This is a genomic window from Arthrobacter sp. V1I9 (genome assembly GCF_030817075.1).
In the GTDB taxonomy this organism is placed as follows: Bacteria; Actinomycetota; Actinomycetes; order Actinomycetales; family Micrococcaceae; genus Arthrobacter.
Genome location: NZ_JAUSYU010000001.1, coordinates 2,265,668 through 2,280,698, shown reverse-complemented (window position 1 = coordinate 2,280,698; position 15,031 = coordinate 2,265,668). Strand labels below are relative to the sequence as shown.

General features: G+C 65.3%; 12 protein-coding genes and 1 pseudogene. 8 read left to right on the top strand and 5 right to left on the bottom strand.

Features of this window, described 5'->3' with window-relative positions; genetic code table 11:
* The first annotated feature begins 13 nt into the window (after positions 1 to 13).
* The 4 genes from QFZ70_RS10785 to QFZ70_RS10770 all read left to right on the top strand — a co-directional run bounded on the left by QFZ70_RS10785 (position 14) and on the right by QFZ70_RS10770 (position 2,563).
* Positions 14 to 490, top strand: coding sequence for an FHA domain-containing protein (locus tag QFZ70_RS10785; protein ID WP_307095503.1), 477 nt, complete (start codon positions 14 to 16; stop codon positions 488 to 490).
* Between the two features lie 23 nt (positions 491 to 513).
* Positions 514 to 1,230, top strand: coding sequence for a MerR family transcriptional regulator (locus QFZ70_RS10780; RefSeq protein WP_307095501.1), 717 nt, complete (start codon positions 514 to 516; stop codon positions 1,228 to 1,230).
* On the top strand, positions 1,230 to 1,733 hold the full coding sequence (locus tag QFZ70_RS10775; protein WP_104045283.1) for a bifunctional nuclease family protein: 504 nt from the start codon (positions 1,230 to 1,232) through the stop codon (positions 1,731 to 1,733). Before QFZ70_RS10780 ends, QFZ70_RS10775 begins: the two co-directional genes overlap by 1 nt.
* 236 nt (positions 1,734 to 1,969) lie before the next feature.
* On the top strand, positions 1,970 to 2,563 hold the full coding sequence (locus QFZ70_RS10770) for a MerR family transcriptional regulator (protein WP_009358601.1): 594 nt from the start codon (positions 1,970 to 1,972) through the stop codon (positions 2,561 to 2,563).
* 79 nt (positions 2,564 to 2,642) lie between these two features.
* Here QFZ70_RS10770 and QFZ70_RS10765 read toward each other — a convergent pair whose 3' ends face one another.
* Positions 2,643 to 3,461 carry a ParA family protein gene (locus QFZ70_RS10765; protein WP_307095499.1) on the bottom strand — a complete coding sequence of 273 codons (819 nt, stop codon included), beginning with the start codon at positions 3,459 to 3,461 and terminating at the stop codon, positions 2,643 to 2,645.
* 301 nt (positions 3,462 to 3,762) lie between these two features.
* Between QFZ70_RS10765 and QFZ70_RS10760 the strand changes: the two genes are divergently transcribed.
* On the top strand, positions 3,763 to 7,161 hold the full coding sequence (locus QFZ70_RS10760) for a pyruvate carboxylase (RefSeq protein ID WP_307095498.1): 3,399 nt from the start codon (positions 3,763 to 3,765) through the stop codon (positions 7,159 to 7,161).
* Positions 7,162 to 7,277: 116 nt separating this feature from the next.
* Here the strand turns inward: QFZ70_RS10760 and QFZ70_RS10755 are convergent, their stop codons facing one another.
* Positions 7,278 to 9,086, bottom strand: coding sequence for a long-chain fatty acid--CoA ligase (locus QFZ70_RS10755; RefSeq protein WP_307095496.1), 1,809 nt, complete (start codon positions 9,084 to 9,086; stop codon positions 7,278 to 7,280).
* Positions 9,087 to 9,264: 178 nt separating this feature from the next.
* On the opposite strand from QFZ70_RS10755, the gene QFZ70_RS10750 reads away from it, so the two are divergent.
* Complete coding sequence (locus tag QFZ70_RS10750; protein ID WP_307095495.1) at positions 9,265 to 10,356, top strand: ROK family glucokinase; 1,092 nt, start codon at positions 9,265 to 9,267, stop codon at positions 10,354 to 10,356.
* A gap of 21 nt (positions 10,357 to 10,377) precedes the next feature.
* Here the strand turns inward: QFZ70_RS10750 and QFZ70_RS10745 are convergent, their stop codons facing one another.
* The 3 genes and pseudogenes from QFZ70_RS10745 to QFZ70_RS10735 all read right to left on the bottom strand — a co-directional run bounded on the left by QFZ70_RS10745 (position 10,378) and on the right by QFZ70_RS10735 (position 12,526).
* Positions 10,378 to 10,938, bottom strand: a complete 561-nt coding sequence (locus QFZ70_RS10745; RefSeq protein WP_307095493.1) for a hypothetical protein — start codon at positions 10,936 to 10,938, stop codon at positions 10,378 to 10,380.
* A pseudogene (locus QFZ70_RS10740) lies at positions 10,925 to 11,741 on the bottom strand (alpha/beta hydrolase). Before QFZ70_RS10740 ends, QFZ70_RS10745 begins: the two are co-directional and overlap by 14 nt.
* Positions 11,738 to 12,526 carry a carboxylesterase gene (locus tag QFZ70_RS10735; protein ID WP_307095491.1) on the bottom strand — a complete coding sequence of 263 codons (789 nt, stop codon included), beginning with the start codon at positions 12,524 to 12,526 and terminating at the stop codon, positions 11,738 to 11,740. Before QFZ70_RS10735 ends, QFZ70_RS10740 begins: the two are co-directional and overlap by 4 nt.
* A gap of 111 nt (positions 12,527 to 12,637) precedes the next feature.
* Here QFZ70_RS10735 and QFZ70_RS10730 point away from each other — a divergent pair, with 111 nt between their 5' ends.
* Positions 12,638 to 13,477, top strand: a complete 840-nt coding sequence (locus tag QFZ70_RS10730; RefSeq protein ID WP_307095489.1) for a 1-acyl-sn-glycerol-3-phosphate acyltransferase — start codon at positions 12,638 to 12,640, stop codon at positions 13,475 to 13,477.
* A gap of 127 nt (positions 13,478 to 13,604) precedes the next feature.
* Positions 13,605 to 14,996 (top strand): class II 3-deoxy-7-phosphoheptulonate synthase, encoded by a 1,392-nt coding sequence (locus tag QFZ70_RS10725; protein WP_307095488.1) that lies wholly within the window; start codon positions 13,605 to 13,607, stop codon positions 14,994 to 14,996.
* Positions 14,997 to 15,031: the final 35 nt, after the last annotated feature.

The window sequence follows — 15,031 nt, the reverse complement described above, 5'->3', positions numbered from 1 at the left end:
AGAGGAGGAATCCATGGCTGGCCACACAAACAACCCTGCCGATGGGGAATACGGCAATGGTGCGGCCAGGGCGTCGGAGACCACCTCAATCCATCTCACCCCGGTGCGCGATGAGCCTACGATTGCACCAAAACTTTCCTCGGACGAGCGCAGCTCGGTGGAGGCACTGCCGGCCGGCTCCGCCCTCCTGGTTGCGCACAGCGGCCCCAACGCCGGTGCCCGCTTCCTGCTTGACTCGGATGTCACCACCGCGGGCCGTCACCCCGATGCCGACATCTTCCTGGACGACGTCACGGTCTCCCGCCGGCACGTGGAATTCCGGCGCACCGCGCGGAGCTTCGAGGTGGTGGACAAAAACAGCCTGAACGGCACCTACGTCAACCACGACCGCGTGGACAGCGTCGAGCTGAAGTCCGGCAGTGAAGTCCAGATCGGCAAGTTCCGCCTCACCTTCTACCTGAGCCCTGCCAGCGCTGCAGGCCGCGGCTGATCCGGGGACCGCTGCCTGTGGCAATGGCACAACCGGAACGCCGGGGACCGCAGGTCCTGAACATCGGCGAAGTCCTCGCTCAGCTCAGCGGCGACTTCCCTGGCATGACAGCGTCAAAAATCAGGTTCCTCGAGGAAAAAGGGCTGATTAATCCCCGCCGCACGCCGGCGGGCTACCGGCAGTATTCCGACGGCGATGTGGAGCGGCTGCGTTTTGTGCTGGCTCTGCAGCGGGACCAGTACCTTCCCTTGAAGGTGATCAAGGACTACCTTGACGCCATCGACAGGGGAGAGCGCCCCGAGAACCTGCCGCCCGGCGTCGTGGTGTCCCCGCGCATCGTCTCGGACGAGCTGGCCGTGGAACTGCAGAACCGGGGACGGAAGCTCACCGAAGAGCAGCTCCGCACGGAGTCCGGCGCCAGCGTTTCCCTGCTCCAGGCCCTTCTGAGCTTCGGTCTCGTCAGCCACTCTAACGGGCAATTCGACGAGCACGCTCTCCAGGTGGCCCGGGCCTGCGTACAGCTGGAAAGCCACGGGCTCGAGCCCAGGCACCTCCGGCCCTTTCAGGCAGCTGCCGAAAGGGAGTTCGGCCTGGTGGAACGCGCCGTGGCGCCGCTTGCTTCGCGCAAGGACGCCGCGTCCCAGGCGCGGGCGGCGGAGGCTGCCCGCGAAATCAGCGACCTCTGCCTCAACCTGCACCGTGCTCTGGTGCAGGACCACATCTCACGCATGGACATCTGATGATTGAAGTCGAGATCGTAGGCGTTCGGATCGAACTGCCTTCCAACCAGCCGCTGGTCCTCCTGCGGGAAATGCACGGGGAACGCCACGTGCCCATCTGGATTGGCACCCCTGAAGCCAGCGCAATCGCCCTTGCCCAGCAGGGAGTGGTTCCGCCCAGGCCCATGACGCACGACCTCCTGGTGGATGTGGTCGAGTCGCTGGGCCACTCCGTGGTCAGCGTGAACATCGTGGCAGTGGAGGACAACATCTTCTACGGCCAGCTCCAGTTCGAAAACGGCACCACTGTCAGTTCGCGTGCCTCCGACGCCCTCGCCGTCGCCCTCCGTGCCAAGTGCCGGATTTGGTGCGCGGATTCCGTCATGGACGAAGCCGGCGTCCGGATCACGGAACACGACGAGGGTGAGGACACGGAGCCCGGTCCCACCGTGGACGAAGAGCGTGAGATGCGCCGGTTCCGCGAGTTCCTGGACGACGTGGAACCCGAGGATTTCGACGGCTAAGGTCACATTAAGGTTAAAGTCGAGGATGAAAGTTTCGACACGCCTCTTCGAAGGGCCCAACGTCTTTGACCTTGGGTCTCCGCGGGCCTAACGTCTAAGTATCGAGTTCCCATTGCTTACGGCAGCCGCGCAAGTCACACTGGAAGGTGCGCCCCGCGGAAATTACAGGCATGATCTTCATTCCTGTTGAGGCTGCTGCAGTTCTTCCCGCGGAGCTTATGACAAGGAGGATCCAGGTGAGTCCCAAAGGCGAAGCAGGAGGGCTGAAACAGCCCACGGCTGGTGTTGCTGTGCCCGCAAGCGGTGCTCAGGGCCTCCTGTTCACCGAAGACCTCCCTGTCCTTGACGAAGACGCCGGATACCGGGGTCCCACCGCGTGCAAGGCAGCGGGCATCACATACCGCCAGTTGGATTACTGGGCACGCACCGGACTTGTGGAACCTGCCGTTCGCGGCGCCGCCGGCTCAGGATCCCAGCGGCTGTACGGCTTCCGCGACATCCTCGTCCTCAAGGTGGTCAAGCGCCTGCTGGACACCGGCGTATCACTGCAGCAGATCCGCACCGCGGTAGAACACCTGCGTGAACGCGGTGTGGAGGACCTCGCCCAGATCACGCTGATGAGCGACGGCGCCAGCGTCTACGAGTGCACATCCGCGGATGAAGTCATTGACCTCGTCCAGGGCGGCCAGGGAGTCTTCGGCATCGCCGTCGGCCGCGTCTGGCGAGAGGTGGAAGGCAGCCTGGCGTCGCTTCCGAGCGAACATGCCGCTGAGCAGTCCTTTCCGGACGACGAACTGAGCAAACGGCGGGCAGCCCGCAAGATCAGCTGACGCCTGCGCCACAGCCTGTTGTCAACAGCAGAGGCCGCTCTCCCTGTGGAGAGCGGCCTCTGCTGTTGATGTTGCTTCTCTAGCGTGCCCGGCTGCGCAAGCCGCTTCCTACCGCCATCAGGTTGGCCAGCAGGTCATCGAACAGTGCGGCGGCCGCTTTGGCTGATTCGCCCGGCCAGTGGTGCACCGGGTGGGCGGCGCCCTGGATCTGCTGCCAGTTTGCCTGCTCAGGGATTCGAGGACTCAGGAGGAGTTCTCCGAACATGGACTCCATCTCGGCCAGCCGGTAGCTGTGCTCGGAGGACCCGGACCGCACACGGTTGGCAACGATGCCGGCGGGCGACAAGTTGGGCGCGAACTCCTGGCGGAAGAGCTGGATGGCCCTCATGGTCCGCTCGGTTCCCGCAACGGAGAACAGTCCCGGCTCGGCAACCAGGGCAACCTTGTCGCTCGCTGACCACGCCATTCGGGTCAGGCCGTTGAGGGATGGCGGGCAGTCGATCAGGACCAGCTCGTAGTTCTCCGCGGTGGCCAGTACCGAGGACAGCCGCCGCAGGTCGCGGCGGCTGAGGTCCGGACGGTCATAGATGCCCGTGTAGGCAGAGCCGACGGCGACATCCAGAACCGCCGGACCCGAGCCGTTGGAGTGGGCCTTCGCCGTCCAACTGCTGCCCACAACGTTCTCCGTGAGCTTGGCACGGCGGGGGCTCTTGAGCATCCTTCCGATGTCCAGCTGGTCGCCGGGCTGTACGCCCAGGGCGGTGGTCGCGTCTGCGTGGGGATCAAGATCCACCACCAGCGTGCGGATGCCTGCGGCAAGGGCTGCAGACGCCAATCCTGTGGTGACCGAAGTCTTGCCGACTCCACCCTTGAGGCTGCTGATGCTGACTACTTGCACTTGAGAGACCAAAACCTAACGCCGGATGCCGTGTTGGGAGTAATGTTTGCTCCGGCAGTGCCGAAGCCGGACGGTCCTGCCGCCCTACTCATCATATGTGGATGCGTCGGCGAATCCTGCTTTATCAGGCGTCGGCACGGCACCGAGTATGCTGCCAGGGCGGTTTCCGCCCGGCCCGGCAGAAGGGCTCGGGACATGACGGGGAAATCTGTGACGGTGGCCACAAAGATTTGTGTTTGTCCTTCCAGGTCCTAGACACTGTGACCACTCACCGATCCACCCGCAATGATGCAGGAGAAGTATGTTTTCCAAAGTTCTGGTGGCCAACCGCGGCGAAATCGCGATCAGGGCCTTCCGCGCCGGCTACGAGCTGGGCGCTAAGACCGTTGCTGTATTTCCAAATGAGGACAGGAACTCGATCCACCGCCAGAAAGCGGACGAGGCCTATTTGATTGGCGAAGAGGGCCACCCCGTAAGGGCGTACCTGGACGTTGCGGAAGTGGTGCGGGTAGCAAAGGAGTCCGGTGCCGACGCCATTTACCCCGGATACGGTTTCCTCTCGGAAAATCCAGATCTGGCGCGCGCGGCGAAGGAAGCCGGCATTACCTTTGTTGGTCCGCCGGCTGAGGTGCTGGAACTGGCGGGCAATAAAGTTGCGGCGCTGAAGGCCGCCCGCGACGCCGGTGTTCCCGTTCTCAAGTCCAGCGCGCCCTCCAAGGACCTGGACGAGCTCATCGCGGCCGCCGATGAGATCGGTTTCCCCATTTTTGCCAAAGCCGTGGCCGGCGGCGGCGGGCGCGGCATGCGCCGGGTGGACACCCGCGAGGCGCTGCCGGATGCCCTGCAGTCTGCCATGCGTGAGGCGGACGCTGCCTTCGGCGACCCCACTATGTTCCTCGAGCAGGCCGTACTGCGGCCGCGGCACATCGAAGTGCAGATCCTGGCCGACGCCGAGGGCAACGTGATGCACCTCTTCGAGCGTGACTGCTCCATCCAGCGCCGGCACCAAAAGGTCATTGAAATCGCCCCGGCCCCCAACCTGGACGAAGGCATCCGCCAGGCCCTGTACCGCGACGCCGTTAAGTTCGCCAAGGCCCTGAACTACGTCAATGCCGGCACCGTTGAATTCCTCGTTGACACCGTGGGTGAGCGTGCCGGCCAGCATGTCTTCATCGAGATGAACCCGCGCATCCAGGTGGAGCATACGGTCACCGAGGAAGTCACCGACGTAGACCTCGTGCAGGCGCAAATGCGGATTGCCGCCGGCGAAACGCTTGCTGACCTCGGGCTCTCCCAAGACACCGTAAGGCTGCGGGGCGCCGCGCTGCAGAGCCGCATCACCACCGAGGACCCGGCCAACGGCTTCCGCCCCGACGTTGGAAAGATCACCGGCTACCGGTCCGCTGGCGGAGCAGGCGTACGGCTCGACGGCGGCACTGTCTACTCGGGTGCCGAGATCAGCCCCCACTTCGACTCCATGTTGGTGAAGCTCACCTGCCGCGGCAGGGACTACCCGGCCGCGGTCGCCCGTGCCCGCCGCGCCCTGGCCGAATTCCGTATCCGTGGTGTCTCCACGAACATCTCCTTCCTCCAGGCCGTGCTTGACGACGCCGACTTCATCGCCGGCGACGTCGCCACGAACTTCATTGACGAGCGCCCGCAGCTTCTCAAGGCACGGGTCTCCGCCGACCGCGGAACCAAGCTCCTGACCTGGCTGGCTGAAGTCACGGTCAATAAGCCGAACGGCGAGCTGACCGTGCACTCAAATCCTGCGGCTAAGCTGCCGTCCGTCAAGGACAAACAGGCAGCACCGGGCTCCCGTCAGCGGCTCCTTGAGCTGGGACCCGAGGGCTTTGCCAGGGCGCTTCGCGAACAGAACGCAGTGGCCGTCACGGACACCACGTTCCGGGACGCCCACCAGTCACTCCTGGCCACCCGCGTCCGTACCCGCGACCTCGTGGCGGCCGGCCCCGCAGTGACCGCCCTGATGCCGGAACTGCTCTCCGTTGAGGCCTGGGGTGGAGCCACGTACGACGTCGCCCTCCGGTTCCTGGGTGAAGACCCCTGGGACCGGCTCGCCGCCCTTCGCCAGGCGCTGCCGAACGTTTGCATCCAGATGCTCCTCCGCGGCCGCAACACCGTTGGCTACACGCCCTACCCTGAAGAGGTCACCGAAGCGTTCGTCAACGAGGCCGCGGCAACCGGCATCGACATCTTCCGCATCTTCGATGCCCTGAATGACGTCAGCCAGATGGCACCCGCCATCCGCGCTGTCCGGGCAACAGGCACCGCCGTCGCCGAAGTGGCACTCTGCTACACCGGGGACATGCTGGACCCCGAAGAGAAGCTCTACACGCTGGACTACTACCTGGAGCTGGCGCAGAAAATCGTGGATGCCGGAGCCCACATCCTGGCAATCAAGGATATGGCGGGCCTCCTCCGTCCCGCCGCCGCGGCCAAACTCGTCTCCGCCCTGCGGGAACGTTTCGACCTGCCGGTGCACCTGCACACGCACGACACCGCAGGCGGGCAGCTGGCCACCCTGCTGGCGGCCGTGGACGCCGGTGTTGACGCCGTGGACGTTGCCTCCGCTTCGCTGGCGGGAACCACCAGCCAGCCGTCGGCTTCCGCCCTGGTGGCAGCGCTGGCACACACCCCGCGGGACACCGGCCTCAGCCTTGCTGCAGTCAGCTCGCTGGAACCGTACTGGGAGGCCGTCCGCCGCGTCTACGCGCCGTTCGAGTCCGGACTTCCGGGCCCCACCGGGCGCGTGTACCAGCACGAGATCCCCGGCGGGCAGCTCTCGAACCTCCGCCAGCAGGCGATGGCACTGGGGCTGGGGGAGCGCTTTGAGGCGATCGAGGACATGTACACCGCCGCTGACCGCATCCTCGGCCACCTGGTCAAGGTCACCCCGTCCTCCAAGGTGGTAGGCGACCTGGCCCTGCACCTCGTGGGCCTGAACGCCGATCCGGCGGACTTCAACGAGAACCCCCAGAACTACGACATCCCGGATTCGGTCATCGGATTCCTGTCGGGCGAACTGGGTGACCCTCCGGGAGGCTGGCCCGAGCCCTTCCGCACCAAAGCCCTCCAGGGCCGGAGCGTGAAGGTCCGCGACGTGGAGCTCAGCGCCGAAGACAGCGCCGCCTTGAAGTCCGACTCCAAGACCCGCCAGCACACGCTGAACCGGCTGCTCTTCGACGGACCCACCAAGGACTACCTGAAGAGCGTGGAGACCTACGGCAACATCTCGGTCCTGGACACCCGGGATTACCTTTACGGACTCCAGCGCGGCCAGGAGCACGAGATCCAGCTGGAGAAGGGTGTCCGGCTGATCGCGTCCCTCGAAGCGGTGTCCGAGCCTGACGAAAAGGGCATGCGCACGGTCATGTGCACCCTCAACGGACAGTCCAGGCCCGTGGTGGTCCGCGACCGTTCCGTGGTCAGCAACGTCAAGGCCGCAGAGAAGGCCGACCCCGCCCAGCCCGGCCACGTGGCAGCCCCGTTCGCCGGCGCCGTCACCGTAACCGTCAAGCCCGGCGACACCGTGAACGCGGGAGACACCGTGGCCACCATTGAAGCCATGAAGATGGAAGCGTCCATCACGACGCCGGCTGCCGGCAAGGTTGCCCGGCTCGCCATCTCCTCGGTGGAGCAGGTCCAGGGCGGAGACCTGCTCCTGGTGATCGAGCAGTAACGGATTAACTGATTGAAAAGGAGAGGGTCCCCGGGCGGGGACCCTCTCTTCTCTTTCCCAACGGCGCGGGGAATAGCATGCACAGGATCGGGGCCTGCCGGCCCAGCACCTAAGAGTTACGAGCGCGGTGACGCGTACATCTCTTCGATGACCGTCTCGAAGTCCTTCATCACCTGGGCCCGCTTGACCTTCATGGAGGGGGTCAGGTGCCCGGATGCCTCGGTGAAGTCGGCGGGCACGATCCGGAAGGACTTGATCGCTTCGGCCTGTGACACTGAGGTGTTCGCTGCGGTGATCAGATCCTGGACTGCTGCCTTGACCACGGAGTTGTTGGCCGCGTCCTCGAGGGAGGTGTTTGCGGGGAGGTTGTGGCGCTGCAGCCAGCCGGGCAGGGCCTCCTGGTCCAGGGTAACAAGTGCCCCGATGAAGGGCCTGTTGTCGCCAACCACCAGCACCTGGGAAACCAGGGCATCGGCGCGGATCTGATCCTCAAGGAGCGCCGGGATGACGTTCTTGCCGCCGGCGGTCACGATGATTTCCTTCTTGCGGCCGGTGATCCATACGAAGCCGTCTTCGTCGAGGCGGCCGATGTCGCCGGTGCGGAACCATCCGTCGGCGAACGTCTCCGAGGTAAGGTCCTCCCGCTTGTAGTAGCCGTGCATCACGCAGACGCCCTTGGCTAGGATTTCACCGTCCTCGGCGATTCTGACGGCATTCCCCGGCAGCGGTTTACCGACAGATCCGATCTTGATCAGCGACGGAGTGTTCACGGAGATGGGGGCCGTGGTTTCGGTCAGGCCGTAGCCTTCGAGGACCTGCAGGCCGATGCCCTGGAAGAAGTGGCCCAGGCGTTCACCCAGCGGGCCCCCTCCGGAGACCGCATGGGCAACGTGGCCGCCCATGGCAGCCCGCAGCTTGCTGTACACGAGCTTGTCGAAGAGGGCGTGGCGGAGCTTGAGGCCGAGACCCACCCGCCCGTTCTGGCGCGCCTTTGAGAAGGCGATTGCGGTGTCCGCGGCTTTGTGGAATATGGCGCCCTTGCCGCCGTCCTCTGCCTTGGTCAGCGCCGAGTTGTAGACCTTTTCGAAAACGCGGGGTACGGCGAGGATAAACGTAGGCTCGTAGCTCTGCAGGTCAGCAAGCAGGTTCTTGATGTCCGGGGTGTGGGCCACGGTGGTTCCGGCGGCCATGGCCAGGACGGAGATGAAGCGCGCGAAAACGTGGGCCAGCGGCAGGAACATGATGGTCTTCGCGTTCTCGTGGACGATCTCGCCGATGATGGCCAGGGCGTTGTCCGAGAGTTCCACGAAGTTTCCGTGCGTGAGTTCGCAGCCCTTGGGGCGGCCCGTAGTGCCGGAGGTGTAGATGATGGTGGCGACGTCGTCCAGGTTGGCGGTCGCGCGCCGCGCCTCGAGGTCTGCGTCGCTGACCCCGCGGCCGGCTTCACGGAGGGCATCCAGGCCCTGGCCCTCCAGCTGCCACACGTGCTGGAGCGCTGTGAGGCCCTCAGCATTCACTGCCTGGCGGATCACGTCCTCATGGTGCGCTGCCTCGCCGAAGGCTGCCACCGCCCCCGAGTCACCGAGGTTCCAGGCCACCTGCGAGGGAGAGGAGGTTTCGTAAATCGGAACCGATACTGCTCCCGCAAACCAGATGGCAAAGTCCACCAGGGCCCATTCGTAGCGCGTGCGGGACATGATGCCTACGCGGTCGCCCGCAGCAACGCCGCTTGCCATCAGTCCCTTGGCCAGGACCGAGACATCGGCCAGGAAGTCCGTGGCTCGAATGTCCTGCCAGGCACCGGCGGAATCGAGCCGCGAAAACAGTGCCGGGTTGCTGGGCTTTGCAGCCTGCCGCAAAACCAGATCAGTGATGTTGGTTTCCGGTGGGACAACAACAAGAGGCGGAACACTGAATTCGCGCACTATAGCTCCTTTGATATCCGAAGACCCGCGCAGGGTATGCCTAAAGACTAGTACGGCTGTACCGGGCCGTGCAGTATCTAAAGCTACTGATCAGTAACTTAGCCGTCAATGGTGCCGGGCGGGACATGCGGGGGCGCCCTCCGCTGGCGCCGCAACCGCCCGCCTAGAATGGTTGACTATGTATGCACCGCCCCCCGGCGAACAGGCCGGCCCCTTGCGACGACCAGCTCCGTGGAGGCGGCGCCCGACTACCGGCCGGACCAGGTTGCGTCACGGTGAAGGCTTCCGCGAACACCTGCGCCTCGGGCGCAAGGGCCTCGCCATCGGCATCGACATCGGGGGTACTAAGGTGGCGGCCGGCGTCGTGGACGCCGAAGGCAGGATCCTCAATGAGGCGCGCCGCTCAACGCCGGGCACGGACCCGCGGGCAGTGGAACAGGTCATCGTGGAACTCGTGGAGGAGCTTGGCCGGGGGCACCGGATCTGGTCGGTGGGGATCGGCGCCGCAGGGTGGATGGATCTCGACGGCGGCACGGTGCTTTTCAGCCCGCATCTGGCCTGGCGGAACGAACCGCTCCGGGAAAACCTGCAGCACCTCTTGCGCCGTCCCGTACTGCTTGCGAACGACGCCGATGCCGCAGCGTGGGCCGAATGGCGCTTTGGTGCCGGCCAGGGTGAGGACCGCCTGGTGTGCATCACCCTGGGTACGGGAATCGGCGGGGCCATGGTGATGGACGGGCGGGTCGAGCGCGGCAGGTTTGGCGTAGCCGGCGAGTTCGGCCACCAGATCATCATGCCGGGCGGGCACCGGTGCGAGTGCGGCAACCGGGGGTGCTGGGAGCAGTATGCGTCCGGGAATGCCCTGGGCCGTGAAGCCCGGATCCTGGCGCGGGCCAACTCCCCGGTGGCCCAGGACCTGCTGGCCGCCGTGGGCGGCAACACCGATACCATCACGGGCGCAATCGTCACCGACCTGGCGCTGGCAGGTGACGCCGCTTCCCGTGAACTTATTGATGAAGTAGGCGACTGGCTGGGTTTGGGCCTGGCCAACCTGGCGGCCGCGCTGGATCCCGGCCTGTTCGTTATCGGCGGCGGCCTCTGTTCCGCCGGGGACCTGCTGGTGGAACCTGCCCGAAAGGCATTTTCACGGAACCTCACCGGCCGCGGGTTCCGGCCTGCCGCCGGCATTCAATTGGCGGCCCTGGGCCCGAACGCCGGGCTGATCGGGGCGGCGGATCTCTCCCGGGTGAGCAGCAGGGTACGCGCCTGAGCTACTAACCGGGGGCGGGCGCTAAACGCGTGCGCCGTCGTCGTTCTCGTCTTTTTCCTTCGGAAGCTTCATGATCAGGTAGACCGTTCCCAGCACAAACACGCCCACGATGCCCACCACAGCGAGCAATGGTGCCGAGCGCCAGAACATGGCCGACAGCAACAGCGCTATGGGCCCGCCCACTGCTGCCAGCCAGGCCAGCATGGTCAGCGGATCTGTTCCCGCGAGGCTCGGCGGTTCCTCGGGAATGAAGTCGCCATCGTCCCCGTCCACGTCATAATCGCGTGGCCCGGCAGCTGCGTTGCCGTTCCCGGCGGCGCCGCCTGGGGCTGAATCCTGCCGCTCGGCGGCGGACAGTTCGGTGGGGGCAGCCGCGGCCAGTCCCAGGGGGTCGAAGTCCCGGAACGTGGCGGACCTGCCGGCGGCAGCGGTGGTGCCTTCCGGCGCCTGCGTGCCATCGGCGGTACCGGTACCCGCAGGCCCTGTGGGGGAGCCTGATTCGAGGCGGGCCACGAGATCCAGCCAAACGGCGTCGTCGTGGTTGGCTCCCTGGTCCGATGAGCCCGCGTCAGGCCTGTTCATGGGAAGCCTCCTGGCCGGGCAGTGCTGCTGTTGCGGACACAGGGCCGGCAGCGGAAACCACACTGCGGATAAAGTCCACTGAACCCGCAAAGATTTGTTCGGCGTCGTTGTCCAGAGTGGCAACGTGGTAACTGTTTTCCAGCCTGACCAGCTCCAGGGGAGCATGCGTGAGGCCGCGGCGCAGGGCCGCGATGCTCGAATCGGACACGACATGGTCGACGGTGGAACGGTAGACCTGTACGGGAGCGGTGACCCTGGGCAGGATCCTGATGGTGTCCTTGAACATCTTGTTGAGTTCGTGGGCGGCCGCTACCGGGGTGCGGTTATAGGCACCCTCGTCCATGCCTTCCTTAAGGATGTCGTTCGCGATGGCCGGCGTGCTTTTCATGACCAGCTTCAGGATTCCCGCGAGCGGCGCGCGGGGGTCATCAATGACAAGCCCCGGGTTCACGAGCACCACCCCTGCCACGGGACGCGTGGCGGCGATGCGCAGCGCCAGCGCTCCACCCATGCTGAGGCCGGCTGAAAAGACGTAGTCGCAGTCGGCGTCGAGTTCCAGGTAGGCGTCGTCAAGCGCCCCATGCCACTGCTGCCACGTGGTCCGGGCAAGTTCCTGCCAGCTGGTGCCGTGGCCTGGCAACAGGGGCATGCGGACAGCAAAGCCCGCGGCGGCAAAAGCCTGCGCCCACGTGCGCAGGCCGTGGGGGCTTCCCGTGAACCCGTGCGAGAGGACCACACCGATCCGGGGCCCCCCCACCGTTGAATGCACTGCTGAAGGGGCTGTGGTCCGGACTGGAGGTCATGGGGTCTCCACTGAAGTGTTCTGGCGGGCGATGGCGTAGAAAAAGGCGCCGGACTTGGCAAAGATTTCCGGCGCATCCACGTCCAGCGTAGCCACATGGCCGCTGCTGGCAAGGCTGACCACCTCCGCAAGGTGCATGCCAAGGCGTTTTCTCAGTACCGCAAGCGAGGTGGGCGGGACTACTGCGTCGGTGCGGGACTTGAACACCTGCACGGGAGCGGTGACGAGGGGCAGGCCCCGGACTGCGGCTCCGAACAGCTTCTTCAATTCGTGGACGGCAGCGAGGGGAGTGCGCGAATAGTCGCCGTCTTCAGTGACAACCGCCGTGGGCTGCTCCTCCTGGATGGGGAGGGTGGTCTTCTGAAAGTACTTCAGCACGCCAATGACGCGTACCCGGCGGTCGTAGAAACTCAGGCCGGGGTTGACCACCGAAACGCCCGCCACCTGGTGCCTGGACGCAGTCAGCAGCGCGATGGCTCCGCCCATGGACAAACCCGCGACGAAGCACGTTTCAGTCCGCTCCGAAAGCTCAAGGTAGGCGGTTTCGAAGCTGCCGTACCAGTCGCTCCAGCGTGTCCGGGCGAGCTCGCGCCAGTCCGTCCCGTGCCCGGGCAGCAGCGGCACCGTAACCGCGTATCCCTGGGCAGCGAGGTGTTCCGCCCACGGCAACACACTCAGCGGGCTGCCGGTGAAACCGTGGCAGATTGCCACTCCGATCCGGGCGTTGGCACCATGGCCCGGATAGCTGAAAGCGGCAGGACGGGACGGGATGCTGCTTTCGCTCATGACTCCATCGTGTCACTGTTCCGGGCAAATCTCACTAGAGTAGGGTTGCATTGAACTGCTGGCCAGGCCCGATGCGGGGCTTGGAAGCTGCCTTCCGGAGAGGTTTTGCACGTGTTTTATTGGGTGATGAAAAGGATCTTCCTGGGTCCGGTGCTGAAGCTGCTTTTCCGCCCCTGGGTGAAGGGCCTGGACAACATCCCGGCGGACGGTGCCGCGATCATCGCCTCCAACCACCTCTCATTTTCCGACTCTATTTTTATGCCGTTGATGGTCCGCCGTCCGGTGGTATTCCTGGCCAAGTCGGAGTACTTCACCGGCACCGGGATCAAGGGGAGGCTAACGGCCATGTTCTTCCGGCTCACTAACCAGCTCCCCATGGACCGGTCCGGTGGCGCTGCCTCCGAGGCATCGCTGAGTGCCGGAATGGATGTCCTCTCGCATGGCGGGCTGCTCGGCATCTACCCGGAGGGTACGCGCAGCCCGGATTCCCGCCTTTATCGGGGCAAAGTCGGGGTGGCCAGGCTGGCGCTCAAGGCCGGTGTACCAGTTGTTCCCGTTGCAATGATCGGCACGGACAAGGTACAGCCCATCGGCAAGCGCCTGCCGAACATCCGCCGGATCGGCATGATTTTCGGGGAACCACTGGACTTCAGCAGGTACCACGACCAGGCCGAGGACCGGCTGGTCCAGAGGCAGGTCACAGACGAGATCATGTTCGAGCTGATGCGTCTCTCAGGCCAGGAATACGTGGATGAGTACGCGGCCGTGGTGAAGCTCCGGCTCGCAGGCAAGCCTGTGGATCCGGCAGCAGCCGCAGAACCCCTTGCCACGCCGGCGCCGACTGACGTCAGCCCGGATGCTGATGCAGGTGCCCCAAACGTCCGCGCCGGCCACCAGGCGGCCGACCACGGAGAAGGGCAGGACGACGGCGGGGCTGCCGCCACGGCCTGAGCCGGGCTGGCGGAGGTACGGCAGCCACCCAAAGCGGCCGGCGGCCCGGCGCATGTCTGTGACGCCGTGCCCGGGATGCGTGACGCCGCGGTGTTCCAGGCGCCTGCACGACCGTTAGGCTTAGAAGGTGACTGAGCTATCTGCAAAACCTGCCTTTTCGCTGTCCAGCACCGCCCAGAGCGGAGCGGCCAATTATCCCGGGCTCGATGACTGGCGGGACATGCCCATCTCCCAGCAGCCCAGCTGGCAGGACAGGGACGTGTTCGATGCCTCGGTCAAGGAACTCTCCGTCCTTCCTCCGCTGGTGTTCGCCGGCGAGGTGGATATCCTCCGCGAGCGGCTGGCAGCTGCCGCCCAGGGCAAAGCGTTCCTGCTTCAGGGCGGCGACTGCGCCGAAACCTTCGAAGCCGCCACTGCGGACAAGATCAGCGCACGAGTCAAGACCATCCTCCAGATGGCGGTGGTCCTGACCTACGGCGCCGCGATGCCCGTCATCAAGATGGGCCGTATGGCCGGCCAGTTCGCCAAGCCCCGCTCGTCCAACGATGAAACCCGCGACGGCATCACACTTCCGGCGTACCGCGGCGACATCGTTAACGGCTACGATTTCACGCCCGAATCGCGCGGCCACGACGCAGCACGCATGCTGCGCGCCTACCACACGTCCGCCTCCACGCTGAACCTCATCCGCGCTTTCACCCAGGGCGGCTTCGCGGACCTGCGCTCGGTGCACCAGTGGAACAAGGGCTTCACTGAAAACCCGGCCCACGCTCGCTACGAATCCCTCGCACGGGACATCGACCGTGCCATCAAGTTCATGGATTCCTGCGGCGCGGACTTCGAGGCGCTTAAGCGCGTTGAGTTCTTCGCCAGCCACGAGGCCCTCCTCCTGGACTACGAGCGTGCACTCACCCGCATCGACTCCCGTACCGGATTCCCGTACGACACCTCCGCGCACTTCCTCTGGATCGGGGAACGGACCCGCGAGCTGGACCACGCACACGTCGACTTCCTGTCCCGGGTGCGCAACCCCATCGGCGTTAAGCTGGGCCCGTCCACCACAGGTGATGACGCCCTGCGCCTGATCGACAAGCTGGACCCGGAGCGGGAGCCTGGCCGGCTGACCTTCATCACCCGCATGGGTGCCGGCAACATCCGCGAAAAGCTGCCCGCCGTCGTCGAGAAGGTCACTGCCTCAGGCGCACAGGTGCTCTGGGTCACCGATCCCATGCACGGGAACACCGTAACGTCCCCGAACGGGTACAAGACCCGCAATTTCGACGACGTCATTGACGAAGTGCGAGGCTTCTTCGAGGTGCACCACGCCTTGGGGACAGTCCCCGGCGGCCTGCACGTGGAAATGACCGGCGACGACGTCGCGGAGTGCCTCGGTGGCGCCGACCCGATTGACCAGGAAGCATTCCTGGACCGCTACGAGTCTGTCTGCGACCCCCGGCTCAACCACATGCAGTCGCTCGAAATGGCCTTCCTGGTGGCAGGGGCACTCGCCAAGCATTAATGCCTGCCGGTACCCCGCACTTGGCAGGCACGGGT

What these genes read in the sequence shown, in the direction of transcription:
- QFZ70_RS10785 (WP_307095503.1), top strand. Translation starts at nt 14, where the DNA reads ATGGCTGGCCACACAAACAACCCTGCCGATGGGGAATACGGCAATGGT.
- QFZ70_RS10780 (WP_307095501.1), top strand. Translation starts at nt 514, where the DNA reads ATGGCACAACCGGAACGCCGGGGACCGCAGGTCCTGAACATCGGCGAA.
- QFZ70_RS10775 (WP_104045283.1), top strand. Translation starts at nt 1,230, where the DNA reads ATGATTGAAGTCGAGATCGTAGGCGTTCGGATCGAACTGCCTTCCAAC.
- QFZ70_RS10760 (WP_307095498.1), top strand. Translation starts at nt 3,763, where the DNA reads ATGTTTTCCAAAGTTCTGGTGGCCAACCGCGGCGAAATCGCGATCAGG.
- QFZ70_RS10750 (WP_307095495.1), top strand. Translation starts at nt 9,265, where the DNA reads ATGTATGCACCGCCCCCCGGCGAACAGGCCGGCCCCTTGCGACGACCA.
- QFZ70_RS10745 (WP_307095493.1), bottom strand. Translation starts at nt 10,938, where the DNA reads ATGAACAGGCCTGACGCGGGCTCATCGGACCAGGGAGCCAACCACGAC.
- QFZ70_RS10735 (WP_307095491.1), bottom strand. Translation starts at nt 12,526, where the DNA reads ATGAGCGAAAGCAGCATCCCGTCCCGTCCTGCCGCTTTCAGCTATCCG.